Source organism: Xenorhabdus sp. PB30.3, from assembly GCF_963895965.1.
GTDB classification, from domain to species: Bacteria; Pseudomonadota; Gammaproteobacteria; order Enterobacterales; family Enterobacteriaceae; genus Xenorhabdus; species Xenorhabdus stockiae.
In genome coordinates this window covers 73,292-98,806 of sequence record NZ_CAWQMW010000166.1, presented here as the reverse complement: position 1 = coordinate 98,806, position 25,515 = coordinate 73,292, and the positions used below count along the sequence as shown (strand labels likewise).

Sequence of the window (25,515 nt, the reverse complement as noted above, 5' to 3'; positions counted from 1 at the left end):
CAATAGAATTGATATGTATTTTAAATACACGTATAGGATACAAAAATATAGGGGCCTATAGTGTATTAATAATTATACACTAAAACCCCCGAATTATTACGCTGCGATATTCTCCATCGCCTGCAAAATACGCTTATCAGATATCGGATATGCTGTACCCAGCTGTTGGGCAAACAGGCTGATACGCAGTTCTTCAATCATCCAGCAGATTTCTTTTACTTCCGGTAACTGTTTTTGCTGAACAGAAAGCTTAGCTAACCATTGCTGCCATTGTTGCTGAATATATTCAATCCGGCTCATATGCGTCCTATCCCTGTTTATATCAATAGCCAGTTTTTCCAACCGGCGTTCAATACCATTCAGGTAACGCAATACATCTGCCAGACGTTTCCAACCGTGGGCAGTGACGAAACCTCTAAAGACCAGACCGGAGATTTGCGCTTTGATATCAGATAGTGCCAATGCCAGAGAAATATCTACCCGCCCTTTCAGGCGCTTATTAATGGCGAATACCGTTGTCAGGATCTGCTCGACCTGTTTGGCAATGTCGACCACTGCATCATTCAAATCAGCCCGGACTTTATCCTGCAAATCTGAAAATGCCTGTTCATTCCATGCCGGACCGCCATTTTCTGCAATTAATTTGTCCACACCGCAGGAAATACAATCATCTATCAAATCCAGAACTTTTCCATATGGATTGAAATATAGCCCCAACTTGGATTTATTCGGCAGTTTTTCATGCAGGTATTTAATCGGTGATGGAATATTCAGCAACAGTAACCGACGCGTTCCTTCCCACATTGCATTAAGCTGTTCGGATTCAGTTTCGAACAATTTAATACCGATACTGTCTTTTTCATCCACCAGCGCCGGGAATGCTTTAACCGAATAGCCACCTCGTTTCTGCTCATAGCGTTCAGGTAATTCGCCAAAACTCCAGATATGCAGCCCGCTTTGTTCAATACCATCATCCGCTACGGCTGAAAGTGTTTCCTGTACTTTATCTTTCAGTTTCAGCTTCAGTGCCGAAAGATCTTTCCCTTCCGCCAGCGCTTTGTTTTTCTCTCCAATAACACGGAAAGTCATTTTCAAATGATCCGGAACCTGTTCCAATTGCCAGTCATCACGTGACAACGTCACTCCCGTCATGCGACGAAATTCTTTTTCAAGACTTTCCAGCAATGTTGCCTGTGGCTGAGTTACCCGCTCCAGAAATGCCTCTGCGTAATTAGGTGCCGGTACGAAATTACGGCGGATCGGCTTCGGTAACGATTTAATTAATGCCACGACCAATTCATGACGAATTCCCGGAATTTGCCAGTCAAATCCCTCATCTCTGACCTGATTTAATACTGGCAATGGAATATGCACCGTGACTCCATCAGCATCTGTCCCCGGTTCAAACTGGTAAGTTAAACGAAATTTTAAATTATCCTGATACCAGTAATTGGGGTAATCCAGCGCACTGACTTTATTGGCATCTCCTTTAATCAACATGCTCTTTTCAAAATTGAGCAATTCCGGTTGATCTTTGCTTACTGTTTTCCACCAGCGGTCAAAATGGCGGGATGAAACTACGTCCTTGCCAATCCGCTGATCATAGAAGCTGAATAATGTCTCATCATCCACCAAAATATCCCGACGGCGGGATTTGTGTTCCAGCTCTTCGACTTCTTCACGTAATTTGAGATTAGCCCGGAAGAATGAATGGCGGGTTTGCCAGTCCCCTTCCACCAGCGCATGGCGGATAAATAATTCGCGGCACAGCATCGGGTCAATCTGACTGTAATTGACCAAACGACCCATCACTATCGGCAATCCATATAAGGTGACTTTCTCTGATGCCATTACCGCACCCTGAGATTTTTGCCAGTGTGGTTCACTGTAATGACGCTTGATCAGATGCGATGCCAGAGGTTCTATCCATTCTGGTTCAATGCGGGCGGCAATGCGCCCCCAGAGGCGGCTGGTTTCCACCAGCTCCGCTACCATTCCCCATTTAGGCGGCTTTTTAAATAACCCCGAACCCGGAAATATGGAAAAACGAGCGTTACGGGCACCGGTATATTCCTGTTTCTCGACATCTTTCTGACCGATATGGGATAAAAGCCCGGTCAGTAATGCAATATGAATACTACGGTAATCGGCTTCCTCGCTGTTAACCGGAATACCGATCTCTTTGACTACCTGTCGCAATTGGGTGTAAACATCCTGCCATTCTCTGACGCGCAGATAATTCAGATAATCCTGACGACAAAGTTTGCGGAACTGAGAACTGGATAGTTCTTTTTGCTGTTCTGTCAAAAAATCCCACAATTTCAGGAAAGCGATAAAATCTGAGTCTTTATCAGCAAAACGTCGATGTTTTTCATCGGAAGCCTGCTGTTTTTCCAGCGGCCTTTCTCTCGGATCCTGAATGGATAATGCCGCTGTAATCACCATAACTTCACGCACACAGCCATGCGTTCTGGCTTCCAGCACCATACGGGCCAAGCGCGGATCAATCGGTAACTGTGCCAACTGCCGCCCCATTTGCGTCAGTCGGTAAGTGCCATCGGTTGAAGACTCTGTATCGATAGCCCCCAGCTCTTCCAATAGTCGGACACCATCCTGAATGTTACGTTTATCAGGCGCTTCAACAAATGGGAACGCACTGACATCCCCCAATCCAATCGAAGTCATCTGCAAAATAACGGATGCCAGATTGGTACGCAGAATTTCAGGGTCAGTAAATTCCGGACGGGATAAATAATCATCTTCAGAATAGAGTCGAATACATATCCCGTCAGAAACACGGCCACAACGACCTTTTCGTTGATTGGCTGATGCCTGAGAAATAGGCTCTATCGGCAAACGCTGAACTTTGGTTCGATAACTATATCGGCTGATACGCGCATAGCCAGTATCGATAACATATTTAATGCCCGGTACAGTCAATGAAGTTTCAGCGACGTTAGTGGCTAGAATAATTCGCCGCCCGACGTGCGACTGGAAGATCCGGTTTTGCTCGTTATTGGAGAGACGCGCAAACAGAGGCAAAATTTCGGTATGCTTAAAATTCTGTTTACTAAGGGCATCAGCGGTATCACGGATTTCACGCTCTCCGCTCATAAATACCAGAATATCACCGGCACTTTCGCGGCCTAATTCTTCTACCGCATCAATGATAGCTTCTAACTGATCCCTATCGTTGTCATTATCGTCTCCTGCTATTGGCCGATAACGAACTTCCACCGGGTAAGTGCGACCTGAAACTTCAATAATAGGCGCATTACTGAAATGACGGGAAAACCGTTCAGGATCAATGGTTGCAGAGGTAATAATCACTTTCAGATCGGGACGCTTCGGCAATAACTGACGCAGATATCCCATAATAAAATCGATGTTCAGGCTACGTTCATGGGCTTCATCGATAATCAGTGTATCGTATTGTAATAACAATCTATCCTGCTGCAATTCCGCCAGCAAAATACCGTCAGTCATTAATTTGACCAGTGTATTCTCACTCACCTGATCATTAAAACGAACCTTATAACCGACCGCTGAACCCAGCGACGTTTCCAGTTCATCGGCAATACGGCTGGCCACTGAACGAGCCGCTAAACGGCGGGGTTGAGTATGCCCGATAAGCCCTTTAATCCCCCTGCCAAGTTCAAGACATATTTTAGGGATCTGGGTGGTTTTACCAGATCCTGTTTCACCAGCAATAATAACAACCTGGTTATCCCTGATAGCTTTATAGATATCATCTTTTTTCTGGCTAACAGGCAGGTTTTCAGGATATTTAATCGTAGGACATGCCGTTTGACGATTAATAACTTTTTGTTTTGCTGTAGTAATATCCGCAGCAATAGATTGTGCTACAGCCTGTAAGGAAGCCTGATTTTTTATTTTTGCAGCTCCCTGTAAACGTTTTCTTAAACGGAACTGGTCACGCAACGGCGTGTGCTCAAGTTCAGCGTATAATTCAGCAATCGTCGCTGTTAAAGGTAATTCCACTGTGATAAATCCTTGTGACGTTCTTAATTGAGTAGTGCTGTTTTTCTGAAACACACTTTATTGTCAAAATTTCTTTTACTATCAAGGTATTCTAGTAAATTGAGTTATAGGATAGGGTTTTATAACTGGGCTATCAGAAGTGTAACATATCTTGAGTATTTCAATGTACTGCATATAAACGCATTTATTTCCCTCATCTTTCAGGTTAAAACCGATGACATCAATCTGATGTTCAATAATTTTGAATACAAACCTCGAAATATTGCGCTATTTACTGAATGACTATCCCATTAAAATGCCTGACCTATAGAAACCGTTGACAATGTATTAGTTACAGTAACAAATTAAGGAATTAAAAATGAGTAAATTACTGGTTCTGAAATCCAGCATTATGGCGCAAAATTCACAAAGCAATAAAATGGCGGATAATTTTATTGAGCAATGGTCCACCAGCCATGCAGATAGTCACATCACCATCCGTAATTTAGCTGAAGAACCAGTTCCGGTGCTGGATGGGGAACTATTAGGTGCTATGCGTCCAAGTGGCGCGGAACTGACAGAGCGTCAAAAAACGGCGATGGCACTATCTGATGAATTGATCGCCGAATTAAAGGCTCATGATGTTATTGTAATCACAGCACCAATGTACAACTTCTCTATTCCTACCCAATTAAAAAACTACTTTGATTTGATTGCTCGTGCTGGTATTACTTTCCGCTATACTGAATCAGGCCCAGAAGGCTTGTTGAAAGGAAAACGTGTTATTGTGCTAACCACCCGTGGTGGAATTTATCAGCAAACACCAAAAGATTTGATCACTCCGCACTTACAGATTTTCTTGGAGTTTATTGGTATTACTGATGTTAAATTCGTCTTTGCAGAAGGGATTGCGTTAGGCAAAGAACTGGCACATCAGGCACACCAAAACTCTCACAATGCAATAATTGAAATTATAGAAAAAATAAAGCAGGAACAATCTGAAGAAATTGCAGCCTGATTCTGTTGTTACTAACGGTGCGTGCCAGCCTAAAAATGGCACGCTTTATTTCTTCAACCAGTTACCATTAATACCACGCACATATTCCCCTGCTCCTGCACGACTAACCAGCTTTTCACCGGCTATTCTTGCCACTTGATCGGTAGTTATATTATTTTGCGCCGCAATCTCCGCATACTTTTTTTCCCGTTCACTATTGATTTGCTTAACTACGGAAAGTGCATCCTCAGTATTCCGGACAGGAGCCAGATATCCGCTGAATGTTTCACCTACCAAACCTTGTTGTTTTGCTTCATCCAGCGTCATACTCATTGCAAAAGAGCTAAACAACAAGCTTAACCAAAGTATCACTCCTGTTTTTTTCATATTCTCACTCCTTAGAATAAGTCAGAGTTATTTTTGAGCATATCTTCAATCTGCCGATCGACTTTAATATGAATTTCATGTTCAATTTTCACATTCATATTAATATTGATGGGCTTATCCGGTGTTGCAACTTCCAGCCTGATACACCCAACCAAACCTACGCAGATTAACGCCATGCCACCAATGACCATCGTTAATCTGAACCCACGCTTTGTTATCATTTATTATTACTCCCGGTTAAAAACACCAAACTATTCCAGTTCAGCGATAATTCTACGGTACAGAGCAAAGTATTAAAACACAGTAATCTCTTAGGGAATTCGGAACTCATTGGATATAGAACTTTTTACCTATAATTTCCACTTGCTTTTTTCTATGCAGATTGCTAAAAACTTAAACATTATGAAAATTAAATCAATCTTCATTCTGGCCATGCCAGCTCAACAAACTACCACCACCGAAACCACTAGGTTGTTCGGGGGGTAGTCTCGACAGAATTTTAAAAAACCCTCTGAGCGACTCGCCAGAGGGTTTTTTAATACCTGCCTTATGCGTTTCGCTCAGAGTTTCATAACAGGAGAAGCTATGAAAACTCATCGTGAGATTGCACAACAACTTGATTTGTTTCATTCAGAACCCCAAGGGCCGGGAATGATTTTCTGGCACCCGAACGGCTGGCGGCTATTTCAAAATATTCAACAGCATATGCGGAAAATTTACCAACAGCATGGCTTTCAGGAAGTCCGTACACCTCAATTTTTGAAAAAAGAGTTATGGCAAACTTCCGGTCATCTTGCTATGTACGAAGAAGATATGTTTTTCGGCGGTGGTCAGGACGGCATATCGGATTATGCTTTAAAACCAATGTCCTGCCCGGCGCATATTTTACTTTTCAAACGTGGTGTACATAGTTACAAAGAACTCCCTATAAAACTGTTCGAATTTGGTTTAGTCCATCGCAATGAAGCCTCTGGTGCATTGAATGGCTGCCTGAGATTGCGCCAATTTACTCAGGACGATGCCCATGTCTTTTGTGCATGGTCACAAATTCAGGTAGAGGTAATTAATTTTCTGAATAGAGCTAAACTTGTGTACAGCCAGTATGGTTATCATCAACTTTTGGTCAGAATTTCTACTCGGCCAGAGTCTGCCCTCGGCGATAAAGCTTTATGGCAGAAAGCTGAAAAAATATTAATTGATGTATGCCAGGAACAATCTGTTGATTTCGAAATACAAATCGGTGAAGGCGCGTTTTATGGTCCCAAAATCGAACTGGCTCTTAAAGATAATATGGGGCGTGAGTGGCAGTGCGGAACAATACAGCTGGATTTTAACCTCCCGGAACGCTTTGATATTGCTTATACAAATTCGTCCGGCGAGAAAGAACGCCCGGTGATTTTACATCAGGTCATATATGGCTCAATAGAGCGCTGGATCGGCGTGTTACTGGAAAGCACTCAGGGCGCATTGCCAGAATGGATACATCCATTACCGGTTGCAATCGCAACAGTGAGTGAGGCAGCTATTGATTATGCTAACGCACTGGTTTATTCACTCAACTCTGCGGATTTGCCTGTATTAGCTGATCATAGTAATAGCTCTGTTGCTCATAAAATCAGGCGATTCCATCAGTTGAAGATCCCCAATATTCTGATTGTCGGAGAGCAGGAAATGAAAACAGATCAGGTTGCTCTGCGTCGGGGGAAGGTTATCTCTATCGTAGGGAAAGAGCAGCTGGTTGAGCAGTTAATGGTTTATAGAAATAAATGATGGTTCTTAATTGTATCCGGTCATTGAATTCTCAATGACCGTTTTTTTAATCTGTGAATGTTCATTCCGGTAAAGCAATATTTTTCTCTAACCATTCCTCCAAATTGCTGCCAAATCGCAGGCTGCGCCATAGCTGAAAGATATTCTCTTCATGCCGGTAGCTCAGCCTGACTTCACGCTTTTTATCCACGACTGGATTAACACCGTTTATCTCTGAGTGCATGACCAAAATACCCAGATTATCCAGTGTTACATTCGCTTTAGAGTGGCTGATTTCCAAATAACGTAGCCAATCCATTGCTAAACCAGCCGTTAAATCATTTTTTCCTATTGAATCAACCGTATCTTTATCAAGCCTTAATGTCAGGCCGCCTTCGTTAGCTATCCAGCCTTGCTTAATAAGCCACTGTTTATCATTTAATAACAGCGGTAATTCACCACTGATTCTTCCTGACATAGCAAGTTGCTTCACTTTCAATACATAAAATAATTTACTCACATTCAGATGATTAAAACTCAGTACCGCAGGCTGTTTTTGTGGGAGCTGTAATTTATCTAATTTGAGACCACCATCCAGCATATCAATATTCACATTGGATAATGTTAGTGGCTGAATCTGAGTCGGGGGATAAAAACCCTGCAAATCGGCAGAAACATTATTCATCTCGAATAGGCTATTGATTGTTTTAACCCGTAACTGAACAGGCGATGTAACACCTAATTGCCAGGTCTGTTCCTGTAAACGCCACGGTAATACAAAATCCAGCCCGTCAATACTTCCATCTTTCAGCCAAATTCCTGCATTTTTGACTACCCAGTGCCCACCAGCACGTAAACCTTGCCCTTTTGCGGCAGAAAATGCTGCCTGCGCATAGATATTGCCGCTACGCACGGTAATCCCCAGATCCGCGGGAATCAGCGTCTGGAATGCCAGCAATGACTGCCTTGGCCAACGCGCCTCTCCTCTTAACCTGACGCCATCCCAACGACCATAAACTGGAATCGGCCCTATTCCCTTAGCCTGCAATTTACCATTTAACATAAAATTATCAGGTGACTGACCCGTTACTGTTGCCCTGAAATTAACTGGCGGTAAAAAGCCACCGGAACGAAAATCAGTTCGCAAGGCAGAAAGTTGTAGTTCTCCCGCTAATTCTGGCTGGGTTATGGAACGATTCCATATCAACGGTTTTATCAGCTGCAAACGAGGAGCTTTCATTTTTACAAGGCCATAATTGATAGTATCAAACCCTGTATTGAGTTCACTTATCGCTATCTGTGACTGATTCCAGTTTCCTTTACCCGATATATCCCATTTAGCCTGCAACGGCGGTAAATCACCGTTCCCCCAATACCGCCAGTTCCAGTTTCCATGATCGGGAATAAAATTTTCGGCCATTCCATCAAAATGGAGCCTGAAAGTTCCCCAATAGCTCTCTTTTGCAGTTACTATTGCCTGTAAACGGCCCGTAAAACCATGACGGGTAAGGTAGGTTCCAGCCAAAGGTAATCTGGCTTCTTTGATAATAAAATTTTCGCTGACTTTTCCCCAGACACGGAACAGAGAACCGGGCTTGAATGTTATCTTCGGATCAGCTAATGAGCCTGTTATGACTGTCGGCAATGACATTGTCATGATCATTTGCCCGCTATTCATTTGCCCTGTCAGTTGGAGAGGAATATGTGTATTTGTTAGGCTTACCTTTGTCGGTTGCATGGAAAGAACCACATTACCCTTGCCAAATTCACCCTGTGTGATCAGATTCACTTTTCCACTGATCTGGCTACCATTAAAGCCTTTCTTCCAGTCTCCGAGAGTAAAATTCACTCCCCCGGATAATGGCTGCCCTGCTCCCAACCATTGCCATTTTCCATGCTGAATAACAAATTGAGACTGATTGAACGACCACGGTAATTCAGCCCATATCTGCGGCTTACTCTTGTTGTTTTTGTCTAATTGGCTGGGTTCCTGAGTGATCGTGAATTTTCCATTCTGCCCTTTCCATTCCAGTAACATCACCAAAGGCTCAGGAAACTGCCCGACAGACAACTGCCCCGTTATTCTGCCCTGTTCCGGCAACTTGTTGATATCCAATGGCAATGAAAAACCACCATTCAGGCTAATAGTCTGGTGGGGTAATTTTGCAAAAAATTGGTGAACGTTCAGGTATTTTTTATCTGTAATATCAGCCGATAATTTTAACTGACTCCCCTGATAAGAGAGCGTTTGCTGGTGAGAAGATGAATCAAACTGAAGCTTTCCGGCAAATTCCTGCCACGGAGAAAGAGCAACGTGGTCAATAACTAATTTAATTACAGGAATGGAAGATAAGATCTCATCAACGGATACGGGAGCTGGCTGCTTTTGCGTTATCGGTAATTGTGGCAAGCATTCACTCTGGCTATAAACATTAGCAATATGAATATCCCAATACTTGCCTTCTGCCCGTTGCTTTGGCAAATATCCGGCAGATAAACCAGATAACTTTATGAGTTCACATTTTTGTACCTGCACGGTTAGGCTATCAAGCTGTAATCTGTTATTTGTCCATTTGGGCTGAGTCAAAGAAAGCGTCATTCCCTGTGGTAACCAATGGCTGGCAACCAATGGTAACCAGTGAGAAAGAGTGAACCATCCTGTCAACACTAATAACACCAGTAGTATTACCATGACTGCGAACGCTTTTAATATCCTGATCATTTATTGTCGAACTCTTCTTTTTCAGTCTGAATATAACTTCCTGTTATGATAATCTCATGGAAAACTATGAGTCGGTTTATTATACCGATGAATTTCAAGTTGCATCACCATGGCAAGGACGAAAACATAGCCCAAAAACTATATGCCTAATGTATTTCAAGCCAGATAGTAGTGGCAAGAGAACAAATTTGCTTAGTCATCAAGGAGGAGGCTTGAAAAACAACAGGTATACTCTATGAACTGGAAAGCTCAATAAGTAGCTCGAATGAAATTAAGCACCACACAGTCAATAAAGTACCGGAGATAAAGTTATGAAAGTTGCTGTTTACAGTACAAAGCAATACGATCGTAAACATTTTGAATTACTCAACCAAAAACTTGGCCTTGATTATCATATCGAGTTCTTTGATTTTCCCCTTAGCCCACAAACCGCTAAAAATGCTGTTGGAGCTGATGCTGTCTGTATTTTCGTCAATGATGATGGCGGACGTGAGGTCCTGCAAGAACTGGCAGAAATGAACATCAAAATTCTGGCATTACGTTGTGCCGGTTTTAATAATGTTGATTTAGATGCAGCTAAAGAACTCGGCATTCAGGTTGTTCGCGTACCGGCCTATTCACCGGAATCCGTTGCTGAACATACAGTCGGGTTAATGCTATGCCTGAACAGACGTATCCACCGTGCTTATCAGCGTACCCGCGATGCCAACTTCTCCCTTGAAGGCCTGACTGGGTTCAACATGTATAACCGTACCGCAGGTATTATCGGTACCGGGAAAATTGGCCTTGCTACCTTAAAAATCCTGAAAGGTTTCGGTATGCACTTATTAGCACATGATCCTTACCCAAATAAGGAAGCATTAGAGCTTGGTGTGAGATATGTGGATTTGGATACTCTGTATGCCGAATCTGATGTGATCTCACTACATTGTCCAATGACTCCGGAAAACCATCACTTACTGGATGAAATTGCGTTCAGTAAAATGAAAGATGGTGTAATGATCATCAACACCAGCCGGGGCGCATTGATTGATTCTGTTGCTGCAATCAACGCATTGAAACAACAGAAAATTGGCGCATTAGGTATGGATGTATATGAGAACGAACGCGATTTATTTTTTGAAGATAAATCAAATGACGTTATTCAAGATGATATCTTTCGCCGTTTATCCTCCTGCCATAATGTCTTATTCACAGGCCATCAGGCATTTTTGACAGAAGAAGCATTAACCAGTATCAGTGAAACAACGTTACAAAGTATCCAACAATTAACTTCTGGTGAACCCTGCCCGAATCTCGTTGGATGAAGTAATAAACATCAGGAGATAAAATGAACAGAGCGATTCCGTTAGCGGTCGCCACCTTGTTACTTACAGCATGTCAATCCACAGGGGTAAGTGCCACAGGAAATGTAACTGCCAAAGATTTGCAGCACCATAAATTTGCGTTAGTCAGCGTTAATGGTGAGAATGTATCCAATAAAGAAGATACAAAGCTGTCCATCACATTTGGTAAAAACATGTTTGTTTCCGGAACAATGTGTAACAACTTTATGGGGGTAGGTGAATTAAAGGATAATGTTTTAATCGTCAACAATTTGACTAAATCCGACATATTCTGTGTTAATGAAAAGCTCAACAAATGGGATCGGGTTATTATTGATATCCTGACCCACGGTGCAACAGTGAGTTTACAAAACAGGCAATTAACACTGAAAAATAACAGAAACAAGCTGGTTTATACTTTGAGAAAGCCTGCTCAATAATGCGATAAGCTAAAGTTATTTTATTCTTTGTCATCGATATTATAGATTTCAAGATACGTCGAAGAAAAAAGGAAACGTATTTTTTTCCAGTCAAAGACTGGCCTCTTATTCATTCCCGGAAGCATAGATAACCGCATGTTTATAAAACGGTAACCCGTGCAGCCAACAAAGAGGCAACTTGAAAGACGAAGAATTGCAGTTAAAAACATCAGGATTACCCGCATACGTCGGGTAATCTGTTTTCTAATAACTGATTACCTAATAAGAGTGTCTGTCTTATTTGTCATCGTCAAATTCTACTTTAATTCTGACGGCAGATGGGCACTTTTCATCTAACGACTGGCGATAACGAGTACAACCTCGCATAAACTGCGGCCAGTCCGGTACTTCAATTTCTGTGTGTTTATATTCTGGCAACAATCCCCATAAATCAGGATGATACCAGCAAAGATCATGACCGGATGAATCTCTGTGCTCTCTTATTCCTTCCCTGAGCTTCTTGATTTCTTCAATTAATTGCTCTTTCGACATATTATTGAGATCAGAGTCAGCCAAATTCTTTCCCAAAATAAAGCTCCTGCAATAAATAATGTTACTGTTCAAATGTAAAAAAACCTCGCCAAAGCGAGGTGACAAAATTTATATCATAATCATTTATTATGACAACATAATCCCGATCATTAACGTTACTGCAATCCAGAAACCTAAAAATTTCATATAACACATCCAGTTACTGTTCATTTTTCGACTCCCTCATTATCAAACAAACATTCGCAGCAACACAGTCAAGGCTGTCAGGTATCATGGTATTACTTTACCAATGTATCCCTATATATTTGTTCAATGAATCGGAAGCTATTCTATTATTTATTACTGGTTTATTAATTTGAAATATAAGAAAATTTACCTACATCAGTTTGTTTTTCAGACTGCCATTTTTTATTTACTGGATTAATCAGTTTTCTGGATGTTCCTTATCAATATACAACGCAGCGCTCCAGTTACTGTAAGTACAGACAAATATGGAAGGGTCTTTGCTTGAATAAGACTTAGCAATGGATTTGATTTTTTCTGCCAGTTGAAGAGAGCCTAATGAAGAATTACCAATATACGTTCCACTTGGAAGGCGATGCCACTTTCCATCGGGGAAACGTATAGAGCGACTGAACTGATTGCCTGCCATCCTTTTATGTAGCTTTTCATATCCCGCAGACCCCGTACCATACAGTTCTACTCGAATTAAATAACTTGCCATTTCTCTTTCCTTGTCTTGACTGCCAAATAGTCAAACTATCAGTTTTTCTTCTCTGATAAAAGTGAGAAAAACGAGAAGAAATTTGGCATTAATGGCAATTTAAGCACTGGGTATATTTATGGCGGTTATTTCGACATCCTCTGTAGTTCTGAAACCCAGTTTGGTTCAGAGAACAATTGCCTCCCGACAGCTACTAAGTCAATTTGCTGGTTATCTAACTGCCGTATCAATACTTCTAAGTCAGAACTGTAAGCTGAACACCCTGATAATGACAAATCGATCCAACCACCTGCAATGGTAGGAAGTTCTGTCAATTCTTTCGCCCATACAGCTAAACTACGATCTGAATTCCGAAAAGCAGGTTGGCCGAAATGGCCGTCTGAAGCATGTAATATAGTTGTACCAGCCTGAACAATCGGATCAAGCAGGGTTTCTAAGTCCTGCGGACTGGTTGCAATAGCCGCGTTATTGGCACCCATCTTCCATTGCGAAAATAAAAAAGAGATCGGGAACAAACGGCCTGTAGCTCTACGCACCGCGGCGATTATCTGCGCCGCAAATTGCGCACGATTACGGATGGATCCGCCCCATACATCTTCGCGGCGGTTCGTATTTGCCCAAAGGAACTGATCTATCAGATAACCATGTGCCCCATGAATTTCTACACCGTCAAATCCTATTGACTGGGCGAAACTGGCGGCTTTTGCAAAAGAAGCAATAATCTCATCAATGTCGTCCAGCGTCATGGCTTTGCCATATGAGCCACGTGTGGCAGAAAATCCCGACGGACTCCAGACCAGTGACGGATCAAGCCGCCCTGAATCATCGGCACCCGGATGAAATAATTGCGCAAAAATAACTCCGCCAGTAGCATGTACGGCCTTAACCATTTCAGAAAAGTATGCTTCTGAGCCAGAACCCAAGCGGGATAAATCCGTTTTTTCTCCTGCGGAGGGATGATTGATATAGACGGCCTCCGTGATAACCAGACCAGCGCCTTCGTTAGTTGCACACTGGCAAGAGTGTTCTGCCATTTCTTTCCCTGACACTTCTCCGAATGAGCGCTCCTGCTCTATTGAAGCCATAACAAAACGGTTTTGTAATTTCAGGGTACCTAGTTCAAATGGCTTGAATAATGAGGTGATGGAATCTTTCATGCTAGCGTTTACTCCTTAATAGCAGGCCCGAATCCTTTAGCTTTGTTTTAATACAGGCTTACTAAGGTATGCACTTTGTATATTGCTGATATTAAAGCGTACAGTGTATTTTAATTGCTAACAAATTTTGGAGTATTTTATTTTCCACTTATTAATTTCCGTATAAATAAGCCAATATCGTTCATATAGATTTAAATATGATGGATCATCGGCATTGATTAATCTGGTTATGGCATCAATTTATTAAATCATGACCAGATTTTTAATGAAAAAGGCAGGATGTTATATAAACATAAATTAAAGAAGAAGGAACCTTATTATTTATTTTATAGGCTAAAAATATTTACTTCTTAAAAAACTTACCGATGAAATAAAATAATCACCTTAGTACCCAATAGAAAGCCCAAATGGGCTTTCTATTACTCTAATATATTAGCCTACTATCCCGATATGAAACACTATCGCTTCATTCATCAGAGTACAAGTAGCACTTCTACCATCATCAGCTAATGTAAAAGCAAGCTTTATATATTCCGCACGATCACCCCCCCCCTCGCCCATCGGGATATTATACTCCATAGGCTGATTATATATATCCCTACTGGCAGGTAACAACATAGTAACATATCCGATCAACCCCTGATCACCATCCGACGAACATATTAAATATTTCCCCCTGACATCTTCCGGAAAATACAAAGTTTTCACAATGACTAAGCCACGATAATAACCAGGATTTCCCCATCCATCTGCCCCCTTGGGCATAGGAACCCAACGAATATTTTTCAATGCCTCTTTAGATTGGTATCGTTCATCGGATTCGGCTTTTGTATAGCTCACCCCTTTGGCTTCGTATCGTCCATCAGATTCGGCTTTTGTATAACTCACCCCTTTGGATTCGTATCGCCCATCAGATTCTCCTTTCGTATAACTTACCCCTTTGGATTCGTATCGCCCATCAGATTCTCCCTTTGTATAGCTCACCCCTTTGGATTCATATCGCCCATCAGATTCTCCCTTTGTATAACTTACCCCTTTGGATTCATATCGCCCATCAGATTCTCCCTTTGTATAGCTCACCCCTTTGGATTCATATCGCCCATCAGATTCTGCTTTACTGTAAGCGCCCACATCATCGGCAGTCAGATCAGCTTTTAACTCCACCCAGGCATTCCCTGTTTTTGGCTCTTCCTTGTTGTTATCAATACGGGATTGCCAGAGTTTTTGTTTATGGTAAACCAACCCACGCAAAGGGTAAGGCTGGCCTTCTACAGCCCACTGCGATGCACCAAAAGTCTGAATCTCGCCCACCGCTTCCGTAATATCGTGAAAAATGCCATTCATTTTTTCACGTTCAATTTCCCTTGCTGTAGGATCTTCATTTTGGTCAAGCCCGTATGCAGCACCGTACCCTTTAGCATATGAGACAGCCCCCTCTGATTGGGCCTCATCAGGTACAGAAACTCTATCTCCTTGCGCGGCAAAAGGAACTTTAAATTGTTTTGTCATGGTATTAAGCTCCGAAATGGCTGTTAAAGAAGTTGGCATGTGAATAACCAAAGCCAAAGATATTACTGACTCTGTTTTCGGCTTGGTTTCGCGTGACAGTCTGCTTTTCCCTGATTGAGCTATCAGGGAGCACATCATCTTTTTTCGTCGTCTTATCCGGTTTATTATTTTGAGAATTCATTTGTAACCCTCATTTAATCAACAAATACATTGTTAAGTAATATGAAGGCGGTTGATACTTCTCCGCCTGTAAACATCATTTATCAGGTTTAACAACACGGAAAGTCTATTTTGGTGAGTTTCTATTTCTATCCGTGGTATAAGCATTTTCCACGGCCATACTTTTATAACAGAAGCATAAAATATAAGATATTAATAAATTTTATTTCACCAGTAATACTTAATGTAATACAACAGGATATTTATAATTTATTCACACTATTAGGAGAGAAATGTTGTAATTAAGGTTAATTTGAGAATATTACTTAGCCCACGATAGTCTGAAAGGTTCTTTGGTGTTTATACTTTCTAGATAAGATTACGAGGTATACAGAACCGTAGCTTTGGCACTCTTACATCAGAAGTACCATCTTAACTTAATAATTTATTAAAAATAGAGTTAATTACATGAGCGAAATCAAGGTATTCATTAAACAAAATAAATAATTGAAAATATCCAAACCAGTACAATCCAGAAGAGTTTTAATATGTAATAGATTATTTTTTAATTAATTGTCGCTGTAGAGCTTGTTATGCATTCATTCTTAACAATAGCCATACAAATTTCATTAATTTACTACCAGTTATTCCATGTCATCCTAGAACCAAAACATGTAGCCTACCCACTGAACTAAAAAATAAAGCGTGTTCTCCATTACTGATGAATCCATTTATTAATATTCATCGGTGGAGAAACATCGCCCTCAGAAAGTTATAAAAAGATATTGGAGGTAATGCTATGTATGATTGGTCTGGAACTGTGTCTGGAAAACTTCAACAAGGTCAACCCACGGGACTTGTACTCAAAAAAGGGGATGTGATCTCTGTTATTGCGTCAGGATGGGTTCAGTATGCCAATGATAACCGACCGAATCCTTGGTCTGCCCCTCAAGGGGTTCCACCTAACCCTCCGGGAGGTGCTTTAGCTGCAAAAATTGGTGATAAGACCTATGAAATTGGCAATGGTGTACTTCACAGAACTATTCCCACCGATGGAGAATTAATTCTTTTATTTTTAGATACTCATTATGAAGATAATTCCGGTGACTTTTATGTCAACGTTAAAATAGAGTCGCGTTATTCTCCTCTCCAATAAATAAAATAAATAACTAAAATTCTAACCCGCAATTTTCTGCGGGTTAATCATACCATTACTCCATCTGCTCAGCCTTGTTCACTATCAGTGGCAGCCTCTACCATCTTCTGCTTCACATTCCACACTGAATCCTCCGGCATCTGAATACGGACATCCAAACGATAACCTGCGGAAATATTGCACGGCTCACAATCATGATACTACCGCCCTTATTCACCTTGTCATCAAGGTAGATTAGTTCCAGTCCGTTGTTATTCTTTAGATGCGCGTGCTAATGCAAGGTGAAATTCAGATATAAGACCACGGGATGTGATGGCTTGGATATTCCTTTAACCACTCAGGGGATGGGTGAAGAAATATTGACTTTAGTTTCAATAGGTAACTAATTGTTAAGAATTATTCGCTTGTTGTTGCAGTGTGATGGGTTTATTAAATTTACCAGTTTTTTCGATAGTAATGATGTAACCGATGTGGGGGATACCTTTGAGAAAATACGTTCTTCTTTGCCTAGTGGCTGGCACGACTCTTTTAGCCTCAATGCAGACTTATGCCAATATTTGTTCAGATTTATACGCTCCTAACAGCCCAGAATATAGAGACTGTCAACTTGTATGCTCACTATATCCTGGAGGGACTTGTTCATCATAAAACTGAGGGAGGTGGAAGTGTTTCGACCTCCCTTTTATTCTTTCCAATTCACCACGCTGCGCCCTGATATACTCCTGCAACCCCAGAATCATTTGCTCTGAGGTTACAATGCGTTCTCTGAGTAACCAAGGATTTCTGATAGCGGGTCACCTATTTAAATGACCCGATAAGTCGGTTTTTATTAGGCAGCCAACATTGCTAAGTATGACCACCCACCTGGAGAACCCTAACTACTTCATTGACACTATCTATTGTAAATAAAACTCTGTGCCTCTGACTAAGTCTGATGGTATATAGTTCGGTTGCACCGCTCAACATTTTAAAATTGGAGTCTCCTATATCACGTGCAGCATCACTTGGAGATCTATTATTTTCTACTATAATTCTCACCCATTCATCATATTTATTTTCGGCAGCACGTGGTATTTGTGCCCATTCGGCACGTTCGTCATCAACTACCCATACCATATATCACCTCTATTTTTTAGAAATGGTTTTTAAATACTACTCCTAATGTATTTTTTTAAATCATCAAATTTTGTACGCCTAATACAGTAAAGTAATAAGTCAGGAGACCAGAAATGAAAAATAAATTTAATGAAGAAACTTCATCTGCTGATTTTTTAAGTAAATTATCACAAGAATATACTGATGAAATAGAATTAGCTGATTTCTGTAAAAATAACGAAGAAAAATCAGTAGCATTCGGAAAGATGTTCAATAGCAGAAATCAATGATTTTATGACAGCACTGCAATAATCAATTCATTATTGCAGAACGCCGAAACTTATAAAATTGATGGATATATCAAAACCCAAAACTCTATTTATAATATACGTCAACCAAATAAATAACTGAAAATAATATGGCAAATTTTGGAAATAGTAATACCTCTCCCGTTATTTAAAGCGCTCGACCTAGAATTTAGGTTTACCCTTGATGTAAAGGTGGTGATTGCTATTCTCCGGGATCATCTGGAGCTACGTGGAATCCCCCAAGCATCTACCCTATGATATAAATTCCCTTTTATATCAATAAGTAAAATACCTACTCAGGCTTATTCAAGATATGGTCTTCCCAGTCCACTACATCAACCTCACGCACAGCAATATGCCTGACAGAAATGCGTTCTGCGTGCATGGCTGATTTTGAACCGCTGACTAGCGGGTGCCACGGCAAAAGGCCTTTTCCTTCGTCAATCAGACGATAAGCACAGGTTGTGGGTAGCCACTCAAAAGTCACCATATTTTCACGAGTCAGTTTTATACAGTCAGGTTCATAACTGAAACGATCTTCATAATTTCTGCATTGGCAGGTTTTGATATTCAGCTGATTACAGGCGACATTGGTGAAATAAATTTCATCAGTGTCTTCATCCATCAACTTGTGCAGGCAACACTGACCACAGCCATCACACAGAGCTTCCCACTCCTGATCGGTCATTTGTGCCAAGGTTTTCATCTGCCAGAAAGGTTGGGACATAATTACTGCCATTCCTCATCATTAAATCACTCTGGTAGTTAAAACGTGTTCATTAAGAGAAACGTTCAGAACATCACCAGATTTCAAAGCCCCTACTCCCTCTGGTGTTCCGGTCAGAATAATGTCACCGGGACGCAGGGTAAAAAATTGTGACATGTAGCTAATCAAAGGGATGATTGGCGTTCGCATGTCACTCGTATTGCCGTTTTGACGTAACTCGCCATTTACTGTCAGAGAAAGACGGACGTTCTGTGGATCTCCAAAGACATTAACCGGAATAAAACCCGAGATCGGGCATGAGCCATCAAATGCTTTACTCTTCTCCCACGGCTGGCCTGATTGTTTAAATTCACGCTGTAAATCGCGCAGTGTCAAATCTAAAGCAACGGCAAAACCAGCAATGGCGTTACTGACCCGTTCCTCATTGGCATTTTTGAGTGTCGAACCAATTAAAACCGCCAGTTCTACTTCATGGTGCACTGCCCCCAGTTTTTCCGGAATAGATATGGGTTGGCGCAAATCACAAAGCGCAGTTTCGGGTTTAATAAATATCACCGGCTCATCAGTGATACTGGAACCCATCTCTTTAATATGCTTAGCGTAGTTACTACCAACGCAAACAACTTTATTAGCAGGAAAATCCAGCAGTGCCCCCTGCCAGTCTCTATGCTGGTACATAGTACTCTTCCTTAAACTGTCATCAACCTGATTACTCAGGCTCTGATATTTAATGAGTGAGATGACGCATTCTCTGTTCGATACCGTCAGCCATCATACCAACACTGAGGGCAAAATAGTAAGAACGATTCCAGTGCATAATAGTACGGAAATTTTGCGTCACCCAAAACGCCTGCGGTTCGACCCCATCAGTGATTATAATCCAACCGTTGGTTTTAGCGGGTAATTGTGCAAATTCAGGAGAAAAAACACCCAATGACTGCCATTGTGAAATAGATTTACCCTGCTCCACCTTAACGCCTTCCAGCGCTTTATCAAAATTAGCCGGCAATGAAACGGCAAAACCCCACGGTAGTCCTTTTTGCCATCCTTCTTTATGCAGGTAATTAGCGGTGGAAGCAAAAACATCTTCTTTGTTGTTCCAGATATCGATCTTTCCGTCACCATTACCATCTGCGGCATAAGTCAGATACGAAGTCGGCATAAACTGGCTTTGCCCCATCGCTCCAGCCCAAGAACCTTTCAGAGTCTGGTCTGCGCCAATGTATTTTTTCTCCATAATCTCAAGAGCGGCCAGAAGCTGTTTGATAAAGAAGTCTTCCCGCCGCCCTTCAAAAGCCAGCGTAGACAATGCGGATATGACATCTTCCTTACCCTGAATACGGCCAAACCCGCTCTCCAGCCCCCATAAGGCGACAATATAAGATTCAGGGACACCATATTTACGACCGACCCTTTCTAATTGCAGGGAATTATTCTGATATTGTTCAACGCCCTGTTTTATTTTCCAGTCCGGCAAAACACGTTTCAGATACTCATCCAGCGTCGCTTTCTTCTCTGGTTGATTACGATCTGATTTAATGACCCGTGGGATAAAGTGTATATCAGCAAATGCCCGTTTTAAGGTCTCCTCACTGATCCCCTGTTGCCGCGCCTGCTGCCTGATTAAAGCCACATAAGCAGGAAACTGCGATGATTCACGTAAAGCGCGTGGAAACTGCTGTTCCAGTACCTTAACATCCACTTGAGATAAAACCGTCAACCCTGAATCCTGCTGTATTTTTTTATCGGGTGAAATACACCCAGCCAGCAGTATTACACTCAATAATAAAGGTACCTTGATGATTAATTTCATAAATCACCCTCTTAATTCAGGATCAAGCCACTATACGTGGCTCTTCGGATGACGATTTTTTTCATGATTTGGCTGCTGCCAGATGTTCATTGATTAAACTTTCAACGGGAGGGGGAACCTGCAAGTAAAAACCCTGCTCACTCAGTGCCGCTTTTACTTTTTCAATATCCGCATTAGCTAATTTTTTTCTTTCTGATAACGAAATCATCATAGAAAATTGTGGCTCGCCAAAAGCTTTCAATAACTCTTCAGGAACAGAGGAAAAATCTCCTTTTTTTGTAAGATAGAGATATGTTTGTTCACGCTTTGGACTTCTATAGATTACACAAATCATTGTCATAAACTCTTTTTAATTAACACTGCGACTTGCTTGAATAATTCAGTAACTATAACATGCTTATTATATTTAAGAATATCGTATCCTTGGAGTTGTTCCATGGAACTTAACCTTGCTGAGTCTGAATATCGATGTCACAATCGCCAATTGAGCTAAAAGGCAGTAATTTTACGCTTTCGGTCGTTCATTTGCATGATGACCAGCCGGATATCATTCAAAAGGCCATACAGGAAAAATTGGAGCAAGCGCCCGAATTCCTGAAAAATGCTCCAGTTGTTATCAATATATCCCATCTCCCTGCTGGTGCAGACCTTCTTGCTCTACATCGTGTGGTTGAATCTAGCGGGCTACGTATTGTTGGCATCAGCGGCTGCCAGGATGAAGAACAGCGGAAAATTGTGTTGGAATCGGAACTCCCTTTATTAAAAGAAGGGAAAAGCCAGAAAATTCGTACTGAAGAAAATAAGCCACCTGAACCTATTTTCAAAAAAACTCGTATAATTAATACGCCTGTTCGTTCAGGACAAAGGATTTATGCTCCGAATAGTGATCTTATTGTCACCAGTAATGTCAGTGCTGGTGCAGAATTAATCGCTGACGGGAATATTCATATATATGGCGTGCTACGTGGGCGTGTATTAGCAGGCGCATCTGGCGATCAAGAAAGTCAGATTTTCTGCACCCATTTAAATGCTGAGCTAACCTCTATTGCCGGCCAATATTGGCTCAGTGATGAAATTCCAGATAATTTTGCTGGTAAAGCGGTGAAATTACGTCTGGTAAATAATGAATTAACTATTGAAACCTTAATCTAGCCCTTATAACAAGGAATCGCTTCATGGCACGCATTATTGTTGTTACATCTGGTAAAGGTGGCGTTGGCAAAACCACTTCAAGCGCGGCCATTGCTACCGGCCTCGCACAAAAAGGGAAAAAAACCGTAGTCATTGATTTTGATATCGGGCTGCGTAATCTCGATCTCATCATGGGATGTGAGCGCCGTGTGGTTTTTGACTTCGTTAACGTGATCCAAGGTGACGCCACATTAAATCAAGCGCTGATAAAAGATAAGCGCACAGAGAATTTATATATTCTGCCTGCTTCTCAGACTCGGGATAAAGATGCCCTCACCCGTGATGGTGTCGAAAAAATCCTGAATGAATTAACTCAGCAAGGGTTTGAATTTATTATCTGTGATTCACCAGCAGGTATTGAAAGTGGTGCCCTGATGGCTCTCTACTTTGCCGATGAAGCTATTATTACAACAAATCCGGAAGTTTCATCTGTTCGCGATTCAGATCGAATTTTAGGTATTCTCGCGTCTAAATCACGTCGGGCTGAACGAGGTGAAGATCCTATCAAAGAACATCTTTTGTTGACTCGTTATAACCCCGGTCGTGTGAACCGTGGTGATATGCTGAGTATGGAAGATGTCCTGGAAATTTTGTGTATTCCTTTAATCGGTGTCATTCCTGAAGATCAATCTGTTTTACGCTCTTCGAACCAGGGAGAGCCTGTTATTCTGGATAAAGAGTCTGATGCGGGTAAGGCATACGAAGACACAGTTTTACGTTTACTCGGTGAAGAGCGGCCTTTCCGCTACATTGAGGAAGAAAAAAAGGGCTTTTTGAAACGCCTGTTTGGAGGGTAACGCATGGCTTTGTTAGATTTCTTCCTGTCGAGAAAAAAACCGACAGCCAATATTGCCAAGGAACGGCTGCAAATCATCGTGGCAGAGCGGCGCCGTGGTGATGCTGAGCCTGCCTATTTGCCCGAAATGAAACGCGATATTCTGGCTGTTATTTGTAAATATGTACAAATTGACCCGGATATGCTTTCTGTACAGTTTGAGCAAAAGAATGATGATATCTCCGTACTGGAACTCAATGTAACATTACCGGAGATTGAGGAATCGCCAAAATAACGCTATCAAATGGCGCTATTTAATTTAAGCGTGTGATTTCCCGAAAGTAATCGGGATGTTTATACATCCCGATTTCAGTTCCGACAAATGAATCACTGAACTGGGTAATCAGCTAATATTTCAGTAATCTGTTCAGCCAATAGTTTATTCCGCCAGCCCCGTAATAACTCAGGTAGATTTGCTGATGATTTCAGTTTCCAGTGAGCACTGAGTAATTGATTAATCTGACGGCGGGATGCCAATAATTCAGCGCAAAACTGGTGTGGTTCACTGACCGTATTTATCAATGATTTTATTTCTTTAAACGCTTTACGATATTCAGGATAATCAACTAAGTTTTTAATTAATTCAGGGCATTCTTCATCTGAAAGATCCCGGCATTCTGCCACCATTGCCAGTAACCGACGCCCATGACAACGAATTTCCTGCCCGCTTAAACCCAAAGCATCCAGCTCGCCCAGTGAAGCTGGCATATAACGCGCCACCTGCCACAAGTTTTCTTCACGAATAACAAAATTAACCGCCAAATCCCGCTCACGAGCCTGATTTAAACGCCATGCAGCCAGTTTTTTTAAACAGGCTAATTGCCTTGGGCGTAGTTGGTTGGCATTGCTGATATCTTTGTATGCAGACTCCGGCATTAAGATCTCTTTGCGACGCTGTACAATCAGTTCGCTTTCATCTTTTGCTGCGTCCATATAACCCGCCTGCTCTGTGGCTGTCATCAGAATACCAGCCAGAGGCAAGAGATAATAAACATCCGCCGCCGCATATTCACATTGCTTTTCACTGAGAGGACGAGCCAGCCAATCGGTACGCGATTCACTTTTATCCAGTTCTACATGCAAATATTCTGAAACCAGTGTTGCAAACCCGCACGACAAAGGATGCCCAATAAACGCCGCCAATACCTGAGTATCTATGATCGGAGTCGGCATGCACTGAAAGCTGTTCCAGAAAACTTCCAAATCTTCGCTGCCAGCATGAATGAATTTTACGACATTCGGATCAGTCAGTAATTCGCACAAAGGCTGCCATTGAGAAATTTCAAGGGGATCAATCAGAGAAAGTTCTTCCCCATCAAACAGTTGAATCAAGCCTAATTGGGGATAATATGTCCTTGTGCGTACAAATTCTGTATCCAGCGCAATTTTTGCATGTTGTTTGGCCCGATCACAGATGGACTGTAACTGGGCATCGGAGGTAATCAATTGATAATTACAATTATTTAGGAAAGTATCCTTTAAATACATTGTCTTATATAACCATATATACTATTAAAACATAAACATGCACACAATCATGTACACACAGTAAAATCTCTAAATATTCTTTACTCAGATAGCTGTTTCTATAGTATTAAACATACCTTCCACTTGCCACAACTTTGAAAAATTTACACTGAGGAATATCAGAAAAATCTTTAAAACGCTTGTTGAGGAGATAGGTGTTGACCACCCAGATCACTCTGAGTTGTAAACGCTGACTTGATTACTGCAAATACGAAAAAGGCCACACCGAAGCGCAGCCTAAAATTCAGAAGGTAGGTTCAGGCAGGCTATTTCCAGTTGAAACAATAGGGAAATAAATCACCTGCGTTTTGGTGTTGCAGCAGATTACCCAATCTTTGGGCATCATCGTTACCATACGCGCCAATAAACTCAAACTCATGCTTACCATATAAATGGTTATCGGTGCTACCACCCAATTGATAATCGATACCGCTCACATTTATCGTGAGGCTTTTCTTAAATAATTCCACCATCTTCTGATAACCTTGTTGATTGTTATCCGAAGAGGCCCGAATAAAAATCTTCTGTTGCTTACCATCCCAGACAAGCAACGAAAATTTTGTGATATCTGTTTTATTCTGGAAATTACTCAGAGTACCGAAAGGCCCTAAATGCTCCCCCATAGGTTCAAACTCAGCATCAGCAAGATAACCCCACAACTGATCCTTATTAGAAAAAGAGCCAGTCCCCACTACAAGATAAAATGATAACATACAATCAGCTGGCTGTGGCTTTGGTGTTAGCACCTGCAATTTCCAATCACAAGCCATCAACTCTTCCTGTATAGGTACCCAATCTGACGTGCCATATTTATCATGTTTAACAATATGAGCGGCGCTGTCAGGACTTTGAACTGTCAACGCTATATACTCTTCAGGTGCTTCCCACTCACTACGAGCTACTATCTCTCCCTTATACACCTGAATTATTGCCCACGGCAGAGAACCTTCTGGAGCAAGGTTATCAATTTTCATCTGATATTTATCAAGATCAAACGGGCATTTTTTATTATCCAGCTTATTAACTTCAGACATAAACACCTCACTTTATTATTCGTTAAAGGTCATTTCATCCTACTGCTAACCAGCTGGTTAATATTACTTAGGACGGATTTTTATCTCAATTGAATAACCTATAACAGAATCAATACGCATTAAAATAAGGTGCTGTATTATAATATAT

General features: G+C 41.5%; 25 protein-coding genes and 1 pseudogene. 9 read left to right on the top strand and 17 right to left on the bottom strand.

Annotated features, from left to right (window positions below):
* Positions 1-96: 96 nt before the first annotated feature.
* Positions 97-4,002: an ATP-dependent RNA helicase HrpA gene (hrpA, locus tag AACX38_RS17255; protein ID WP_228863205.1), complete on the bottom strand. Its 3,906-nt coding sequence runs from the start codon at positions 4,000-4,002 to the stop codon at positions 97-99.
* Positions 4,003-4,360: 358 nt separating this feature from the next.
* Here hrpA and AACX38_RS17250 point away from each other — a divergent pair, with 358 nt between their 5' ends.
* Positions 4,361-4,999 carry an FMN-dependent NADH-azoreductase gene (locus AACX38_RS17250; protein WP_228863204.1) on the top strand — a complete coding sequence of 213 codons (639 nt, stop codon included), beginning with the start codon at positions 4,361-4,363 and terminating at the stop codon, positions 4,997-4,999.
* Between the two features lie 45 nt (positions 5,000-5,044).
* Here AACX38_RS17250 and AACX38_RS17245 read toward each other — a convergent pair whose 3' ends face one another.
* Together AACX38_RS17245 and AACX38_RS17240 are read right to left on the bottom strand one after the other, a co-directional pair.
* On the bottom strand, positions 5,045-5,365 hold the full coding sequence (locus AACX38_RS17245; RefSeq protein ID WP_228863203.1) for a YdbL family protein: 321 nt from the start codon (positions 5,363-5,365) through the stop codon (positions 5,045-5,047).
* Between the two features lie 11 nt (positions 5,366-5,376).
* The gene (locus tag AACX38_RS17240) at positions 5,377-5,556 is read right to left on the bottom strand and encodes a YnbE family lipoprotein (protein WP_228863208.1); all 180 of its coding nucleotides are present in this window, start codon (positions 5,554-5,556) and stop codon (positions 5,377-5,379) included.
* Between the two features lie 394 nt (positions 5,557-5,950).
* On the opposite strand from AACX38_RS17240, the gene thrS reads away from it, so the two are divergent.
* The gene (gene thrS, locus AACX38_RS17235) at positions 5,951-7,135 is read left to right on the top strand and encodes a threonine--tRNA ligase (protein ID WP_228863202.1); all 1,185 of its coding nucleotides are present in this window, start codon (positions 5,951-5,953) and stop codon (positions 7,133-7,135) included.
* 61 nt (positions 7,136-7,196) lie between these two features.
* Here thrS and AACX38_RS17230 read toward each other — a convergent pair whose 3' ends face one another.
* Positions 7,197-9,836, bottom strand: a complete 2,640-nt coding sequence (locus AACX38_RS17230) for a YdbH family protein (RefSeq protein ID WP_228863201.1) — start codon at positions 9,834-9,836, stop codon at positions 7,197-7,199.
* A gap of 311 nt (positions 9,837-10,147) precedes the next feature.
* Between AACX38_RS17230 and AACX38_RS17225 the strand changes: the two genes are divergently transcribed.
* Complete coding sequence (locus AACX38_RS17225; RefSeq protein ID WP_228863200.1) at positions 10,148-11,143, top strand: 2-hydroxyacid dehydrogenase; 996 nt, start codon at positions 10,148-10,150, stop codon at positions 11,141-11,143.
* 23 nt (positions 11,144-11,166) lie between these two features.
* Complete coding sequence (locus tag AACX38_RS17220) at positions 11,167-11,601, top strand: META domain-containing protein (protein ID WP_228863199.1); 435 nt, start codon at positions 11,167-11,169, stop codon at positions 11,599-11,601.
* Between the two features lie 276 nt (positions 11,602-11,877).
* Here the strand turns inward: AACX38_RS17220 and AACX38_RS17215 are convergent, their stop codons facing one another.
* The 5 genes from AACX38_RS17215 to AACX38_RS17195 form a co-directional block, all read right to left on the bottom strand.
* On the bottom strand, positions 11,878-12,168 hold the full coding sequence (locus AACX38_RS17215; protein ID WP_206601863.1) for a hypothetical protein: 291 nt from the start codon (positions 12,166-12,168) through the stop codon (positions 11,878-11,880).
* Positions 12,169-12,556: 388 nt separating this feature from the next.
* Positions 12,557-12,856, bottom strand: coding sequence for a type V toxin-antitoxin system endoribonuclease antitoxin GhoS (ghoS, locus tag AACX38_RS17210; RefSeq protein ID WP_228863198.1), 300 nt, complete (start codon positions 12,854-12,856; stop codon positions 12,557-12,559).
* Positions 12,857-12,981: 125 nt separating this feature from the next.
* Entirely contained in the window at positions 12,982-14,013 is a 1,032-nt protein-coding gene (locus tag AACX38_RS17205) for an oxidoreductase (protein ID WP_228863197.1), read from the bottom strand.
* 432 nt (positions 14,014-14,445) lie between these two features.
* Positions 14,446-15,522 (bottom strand): hypothetical protein, encoded by a 1,077-nt coding sequence (locus tag AACX38_RS17200; protein ID WP_228863196.1) that lies wholly within the window; start codon positions 15,520-15,522, stop codon positions 14,446-14,448.
* 4 nt (positions 15,523-15,526) lie between these two features.
* Complete coding sequence (locus tag AACX38_RS17195) at positions 15,527-15,703, bottom strand: hypothetical protein (protein ID WP_228863195.1); 177 nt, start codon at positions 15,701-15,703, stop codon at positions 15,527-15,529.
* Between the two features lie 777 nt (positions 15,704-16,480).
* Between AACX38_RS17195 and AACX38_RS17190 the strand changes: the two genes are divergently transcribed.
* Positions 16,481-16,837: a LecA/PA-IL family lectin gene (locus AACX38_RS17190; protein WP_228863194.1), complete on the top strand. Its 357-nt coding sequence runs from the start codon at positions 16,481-16,483 to the stop codon at positions 16,835-16,837.
* Positions 16,838-17,541: 704 nt separating this feature from the next.
* On the opposite strand, the pseudogene AACX38_RS17185 reads toward AACX38_RS17190, so the two are convergent.
* Positions 17,542-17,628: pseudogene (locus AACX38_RS17185) on the bottom strand (lysis protein); the annotation flags it as partial.
* Positions 17,629-17,683: 55 nt separating this feature from the next.
* Positions 17,684-17,953: a hypothetical protein gene (locus tag AACX38_RS17180; RefSeq protein WP_099121762.1), complete on the bottom strand. Its 270-nt coding sequence runs from the start codon at positions 17,951-17,953 to the stop codon at positions 17,684-17,686.
* 113 nt (positions 17,954-18,066) lie between these two features.
* Here AACX38_RS17180 and AACX38_RS17175 point away from each other — a divergent pair, with 113 nt between their 5' ends.
* Positions 18,067-18,222: a hypothetical protein gene (locus tag AACX38_RS17175; protein ID WP_228863193.1), complete on the top strand. Its 156-nt coding sequence runs from the start codon at positions 18,067-18,069 to the stop codon at positions 18,220-18,222.
* A 310-nt stretch (positions 18,223-18,532) separates the two neighbouring features.
* Here the strand turns inward: AACX38_RS17175 and AACX38_RS17170 are convergent, their stop codons facing one another.
* The 4 genes from AACX38_RS17170 to AACX38_RS17155 all read right to left on the bottom strand — a co-directional run bounded on the left by AACX38_RS17170 (position 18,533) and on the right by AACX38_RS17155 (position 21,114).
* A complete protein-coding gene (locus AACX38_RS17170) occupies positions 18,533-18,970 on the bottom strand; it encodes a YcgN family cysteine cluster protein (RefSeq protein ID WP_228863207.1) in 438 nt (145 codons plus the stop codon).
* Positions 18,971-18,988: 18 nt separating this feature from the next.
* Positions 18,989-19,645 (bottom strand): fumarylacetoacetate hydrolase family protein, encoded by a 657-nt coding sequence (locus tag AACX38_RS17165; RefSeq protein WP_228863192.1) that lies wholly within the window; start codon positions 19,643-19,645, stop codon positions 18,989-18,991.
* A gap of 49 nt (positions 19,646-19,694) precedes the next feature.
* Positions 19,695-20,780, bottom strand: coding sequence for a lytic murein transglycosylase (locus tag AACX38_RS17160; protein ID WP_228863191.1), 1,086 nt, complete (start codon positions 20,778-20,780; stop codon positions 19,695-19,697).
* 61 nt (positions 20,781-20,841) lie between these two features.
* Positions 20,842-21,114 (bottom strand): YcgL domain-containing protein, encoded by a 273-nt coding sequence (locus AACX38_RS17155; RefSeq protein ID WP_099110141.1) that lies wholly within the window; start codon positions 21,112-21,114, stop codon positions 20,842-20,844.
* A 134-nt stretch (positions 21,115-21,248) separates the two neighbouring features.
* Between AACX38_RS17155 and minC the strand changes: the two genes are divergently transcribed.
* The 3 genes from minC to minE are packed head-to-tail and all read left to right on the top strand — an operon-like array spanning position 21,249 to position 23,041.
* Positions 21,249-21,932 carry a septum site-determining protein MinC gene (gene minC / locus AACX38_RS17150; RefSeq protein ID WP_099121765.1) on the top strand — a complete coding sequence of 228 codons (684 nt, stop codon included), beginning with the start codon at positions 21,249-21,251 and terminating at the stop codon, positions 21,930-21,932.
* A gap of 23 nt (positions 21,933-21,955) precedes the next feature.
* Entirely contained in the window at positions 21,956-22,768 is an 813-nt protein-coding gene (gene minD / locus AACX38_RS17145; protein ID WP_099110143.1) for a septum site-determining protein MinD, read from the top strand.
* 3 nt (positions 22,769-22,771) lie between these two features.
* The gene (minE, locus tag AACX38_RS17140) at positions 22,772-23,041 is read left to right on the top strand and encodes a cell division topological specificity factor MinE (RefSeq protein WP_099121767.1); all 270 of its coding nucleotides are present in this window, start codon (positions 22,772-22,774) and stop codon (positions 23,039-23,041) included.
* Between the two features lie 92 nt (positions 23,042-23,133).
* Here minE and rnd read toward each other — a convergent pair whose 3' ends face one another.
* Together rnd and AACX38_RS17130 are read right to left on the bottom strand one after the other, a co-directional pair.
* Positions 23,134-24,294, bottom strand: a complete 1,161-nt coding sequence (gene rnd / locus AACX38_RS17135) for a ribonuclease D (protein ID WP_228863190.1) — start codon at positions 24,292-24,294, stop codon at positions 23,134-23,136.
* A 305-nt stretch (positions 24,295-24,599) separates the two neighbouring features.
* The gene (locus tag AACX38_RS17130; RefSeq protein ID WP_099121769.1) at positions 24,600-25,367 is read right to left on the bottom strand and encodes a Thoeris anti-defense Tad2 family protein; all 768 of its coding nucleotides are present in this window, start codon (positions 25,365-25,367) and stop codon (positions 24,600-24,602) included.
* Positions 25,368-25,515: the final 148 nt, after the last annotated feature.

Coding starts and splice junctions, on each gene's coding strand:
- AACX38_RS17250 (WP_228863204.1), top strand. CDS start 4,361: ATGAGTAAATTACTGGTTCTGAAATCCAGCATTATGGCGCAAAATTCA.
- AACX38_RS17245 (WP_228863203.1), bottom strand. CDS start 5,365: ATGAAAAAAACAGGAGTGATACTTTGGTTAAGCTTGTTGTTTAGCTCT.
- AACX38_RS17240 (WP_228863208.1), bottom strand. CDS start 5,556: ATGGTCATTGGTGGCATGGCGTTAATCTGCGTAGGTTTGGTTGGGTGT.
- thrS (WP_228863202.1), top strand. CDS start 5,951: ATGAAAACTCATCGTGAGATTGCACAACAACTTGATTTGTTTCATTCA.
- AACX38_RS17230 (WP_228863201.1), bottom strand. CDS start 9,836: ATGATCAGGATATTAAAAGCGTTCGCAGTCATGGTAATACTACTGGTG.
- AACX38_RS17225 (WP_228863200.1), top strand. CDS start 10,148: ATGAAAGTTGCTGTTTACAGTACAAAGCAATACGATCGTAAACATTTT.
- AACX38_RS17220 (WP_228863199.1), top strand. CDS start 11,167: ATGAACAGAGCGATTCCGTTAGCGGTCGCCACCTTGTTACTTACAGCA.
- ghoS (WP_228863198.1), bottom strand. CDS start 12,856: ATGGCAAGTTATTTAATTCGAGTAGAACTGTATGGTACGGGGTCTGCG.
- AACX38_RS17205 (WP_228863197.1), bottom strand. CDS start 14,013: ATGAAAGATTCCATCACCTCATTATTCAAGCCATTTGAACTAGGTACC.
- AACX38_RS17200 (WP_228863196.1), bottom strand. CDS start 15,522: ATGACAAAACAATTTAAAGTTCCTTTTGCCGCGCAAGGAGATAGAGTT.
- AACX38_RS17195 (WP_228863195.1), bottom strand. CDS start 15,703: ATGAATTCTCAAAATAATAAACCGGATAAGACGACGAAAAAAGATGAT.
- AACX38_RS17190 (WP_228863194.1), top strand. CDS start 16,481: ATGTATGATTGGTCTGGAACTGTGTCTGGAAAACTTCAACAAGGTCAA.
- AACX38_RS17180 (WP_099121762.1), bottom strand. CDS start 17,953: ATGGTATGGGTAGTTGATGACGAACGTGCCGAATGGGCACAAATACCA.
- AACX38_RS17175 (WP_228863193.1), top strand. CDS start 18,067: ATGAAAAATAAATTTAATGAAGAAACTTCATCTGCTGATTTTTTAAGT.
- AACX38_RS17165 (WP_228863192.1), bottom strand. CDS start 19,645: ATGTACCAGCATAGAGACTGGCAGGGGGCACTGCTGGATTTTCCTGCT.
- AACX38_RS17160 (WP_228863191.1), bottom strand. CDS start 20,780: ATGAAATTAATCATCAAGGTACCTTTATTATTGAGTGTAATACTGCTG.
- AACX38_RS17155 (WP_099110141.1), bottom strand. CDS start 21,114: ATGATTTGTGTAATCTATAGAAGTCCAAAGCGTGAACAAACATATCTC.
- minC (WP_099121765.1), top strand. CDS start 21,249: ATGTCACAATCGCCAATTGAGCTAAAAGGCAGTAATTTTACGCTTTCG.
- minD (WP_099110143.1), top strand. CDS start 21,956: ATGGCACGCATTATTGTTGTTACATCTGGTAAAGGTGGCGTTGGCAAA.
- minE (WP_099121767.1), top strand. CDS start 22,772: ATGGCTTTGTTAGATTTCTTCCTGTCGAGAAAAAAACCGACAGCCAAT.
- rnd (WP_228863190.1), bottom strand. CDS start 24,294: ATGTATTTAAAGGATACTTTCCTAAATAATTGTAATTATCAATTGATT.
- AACX38_RS17130 (WP_099121769.1), bottom strand. CDS start 25,367: ATGTCTGAAGTTAATAAGCTGGATAATAAAAAATGCCCGTTTGATCTT.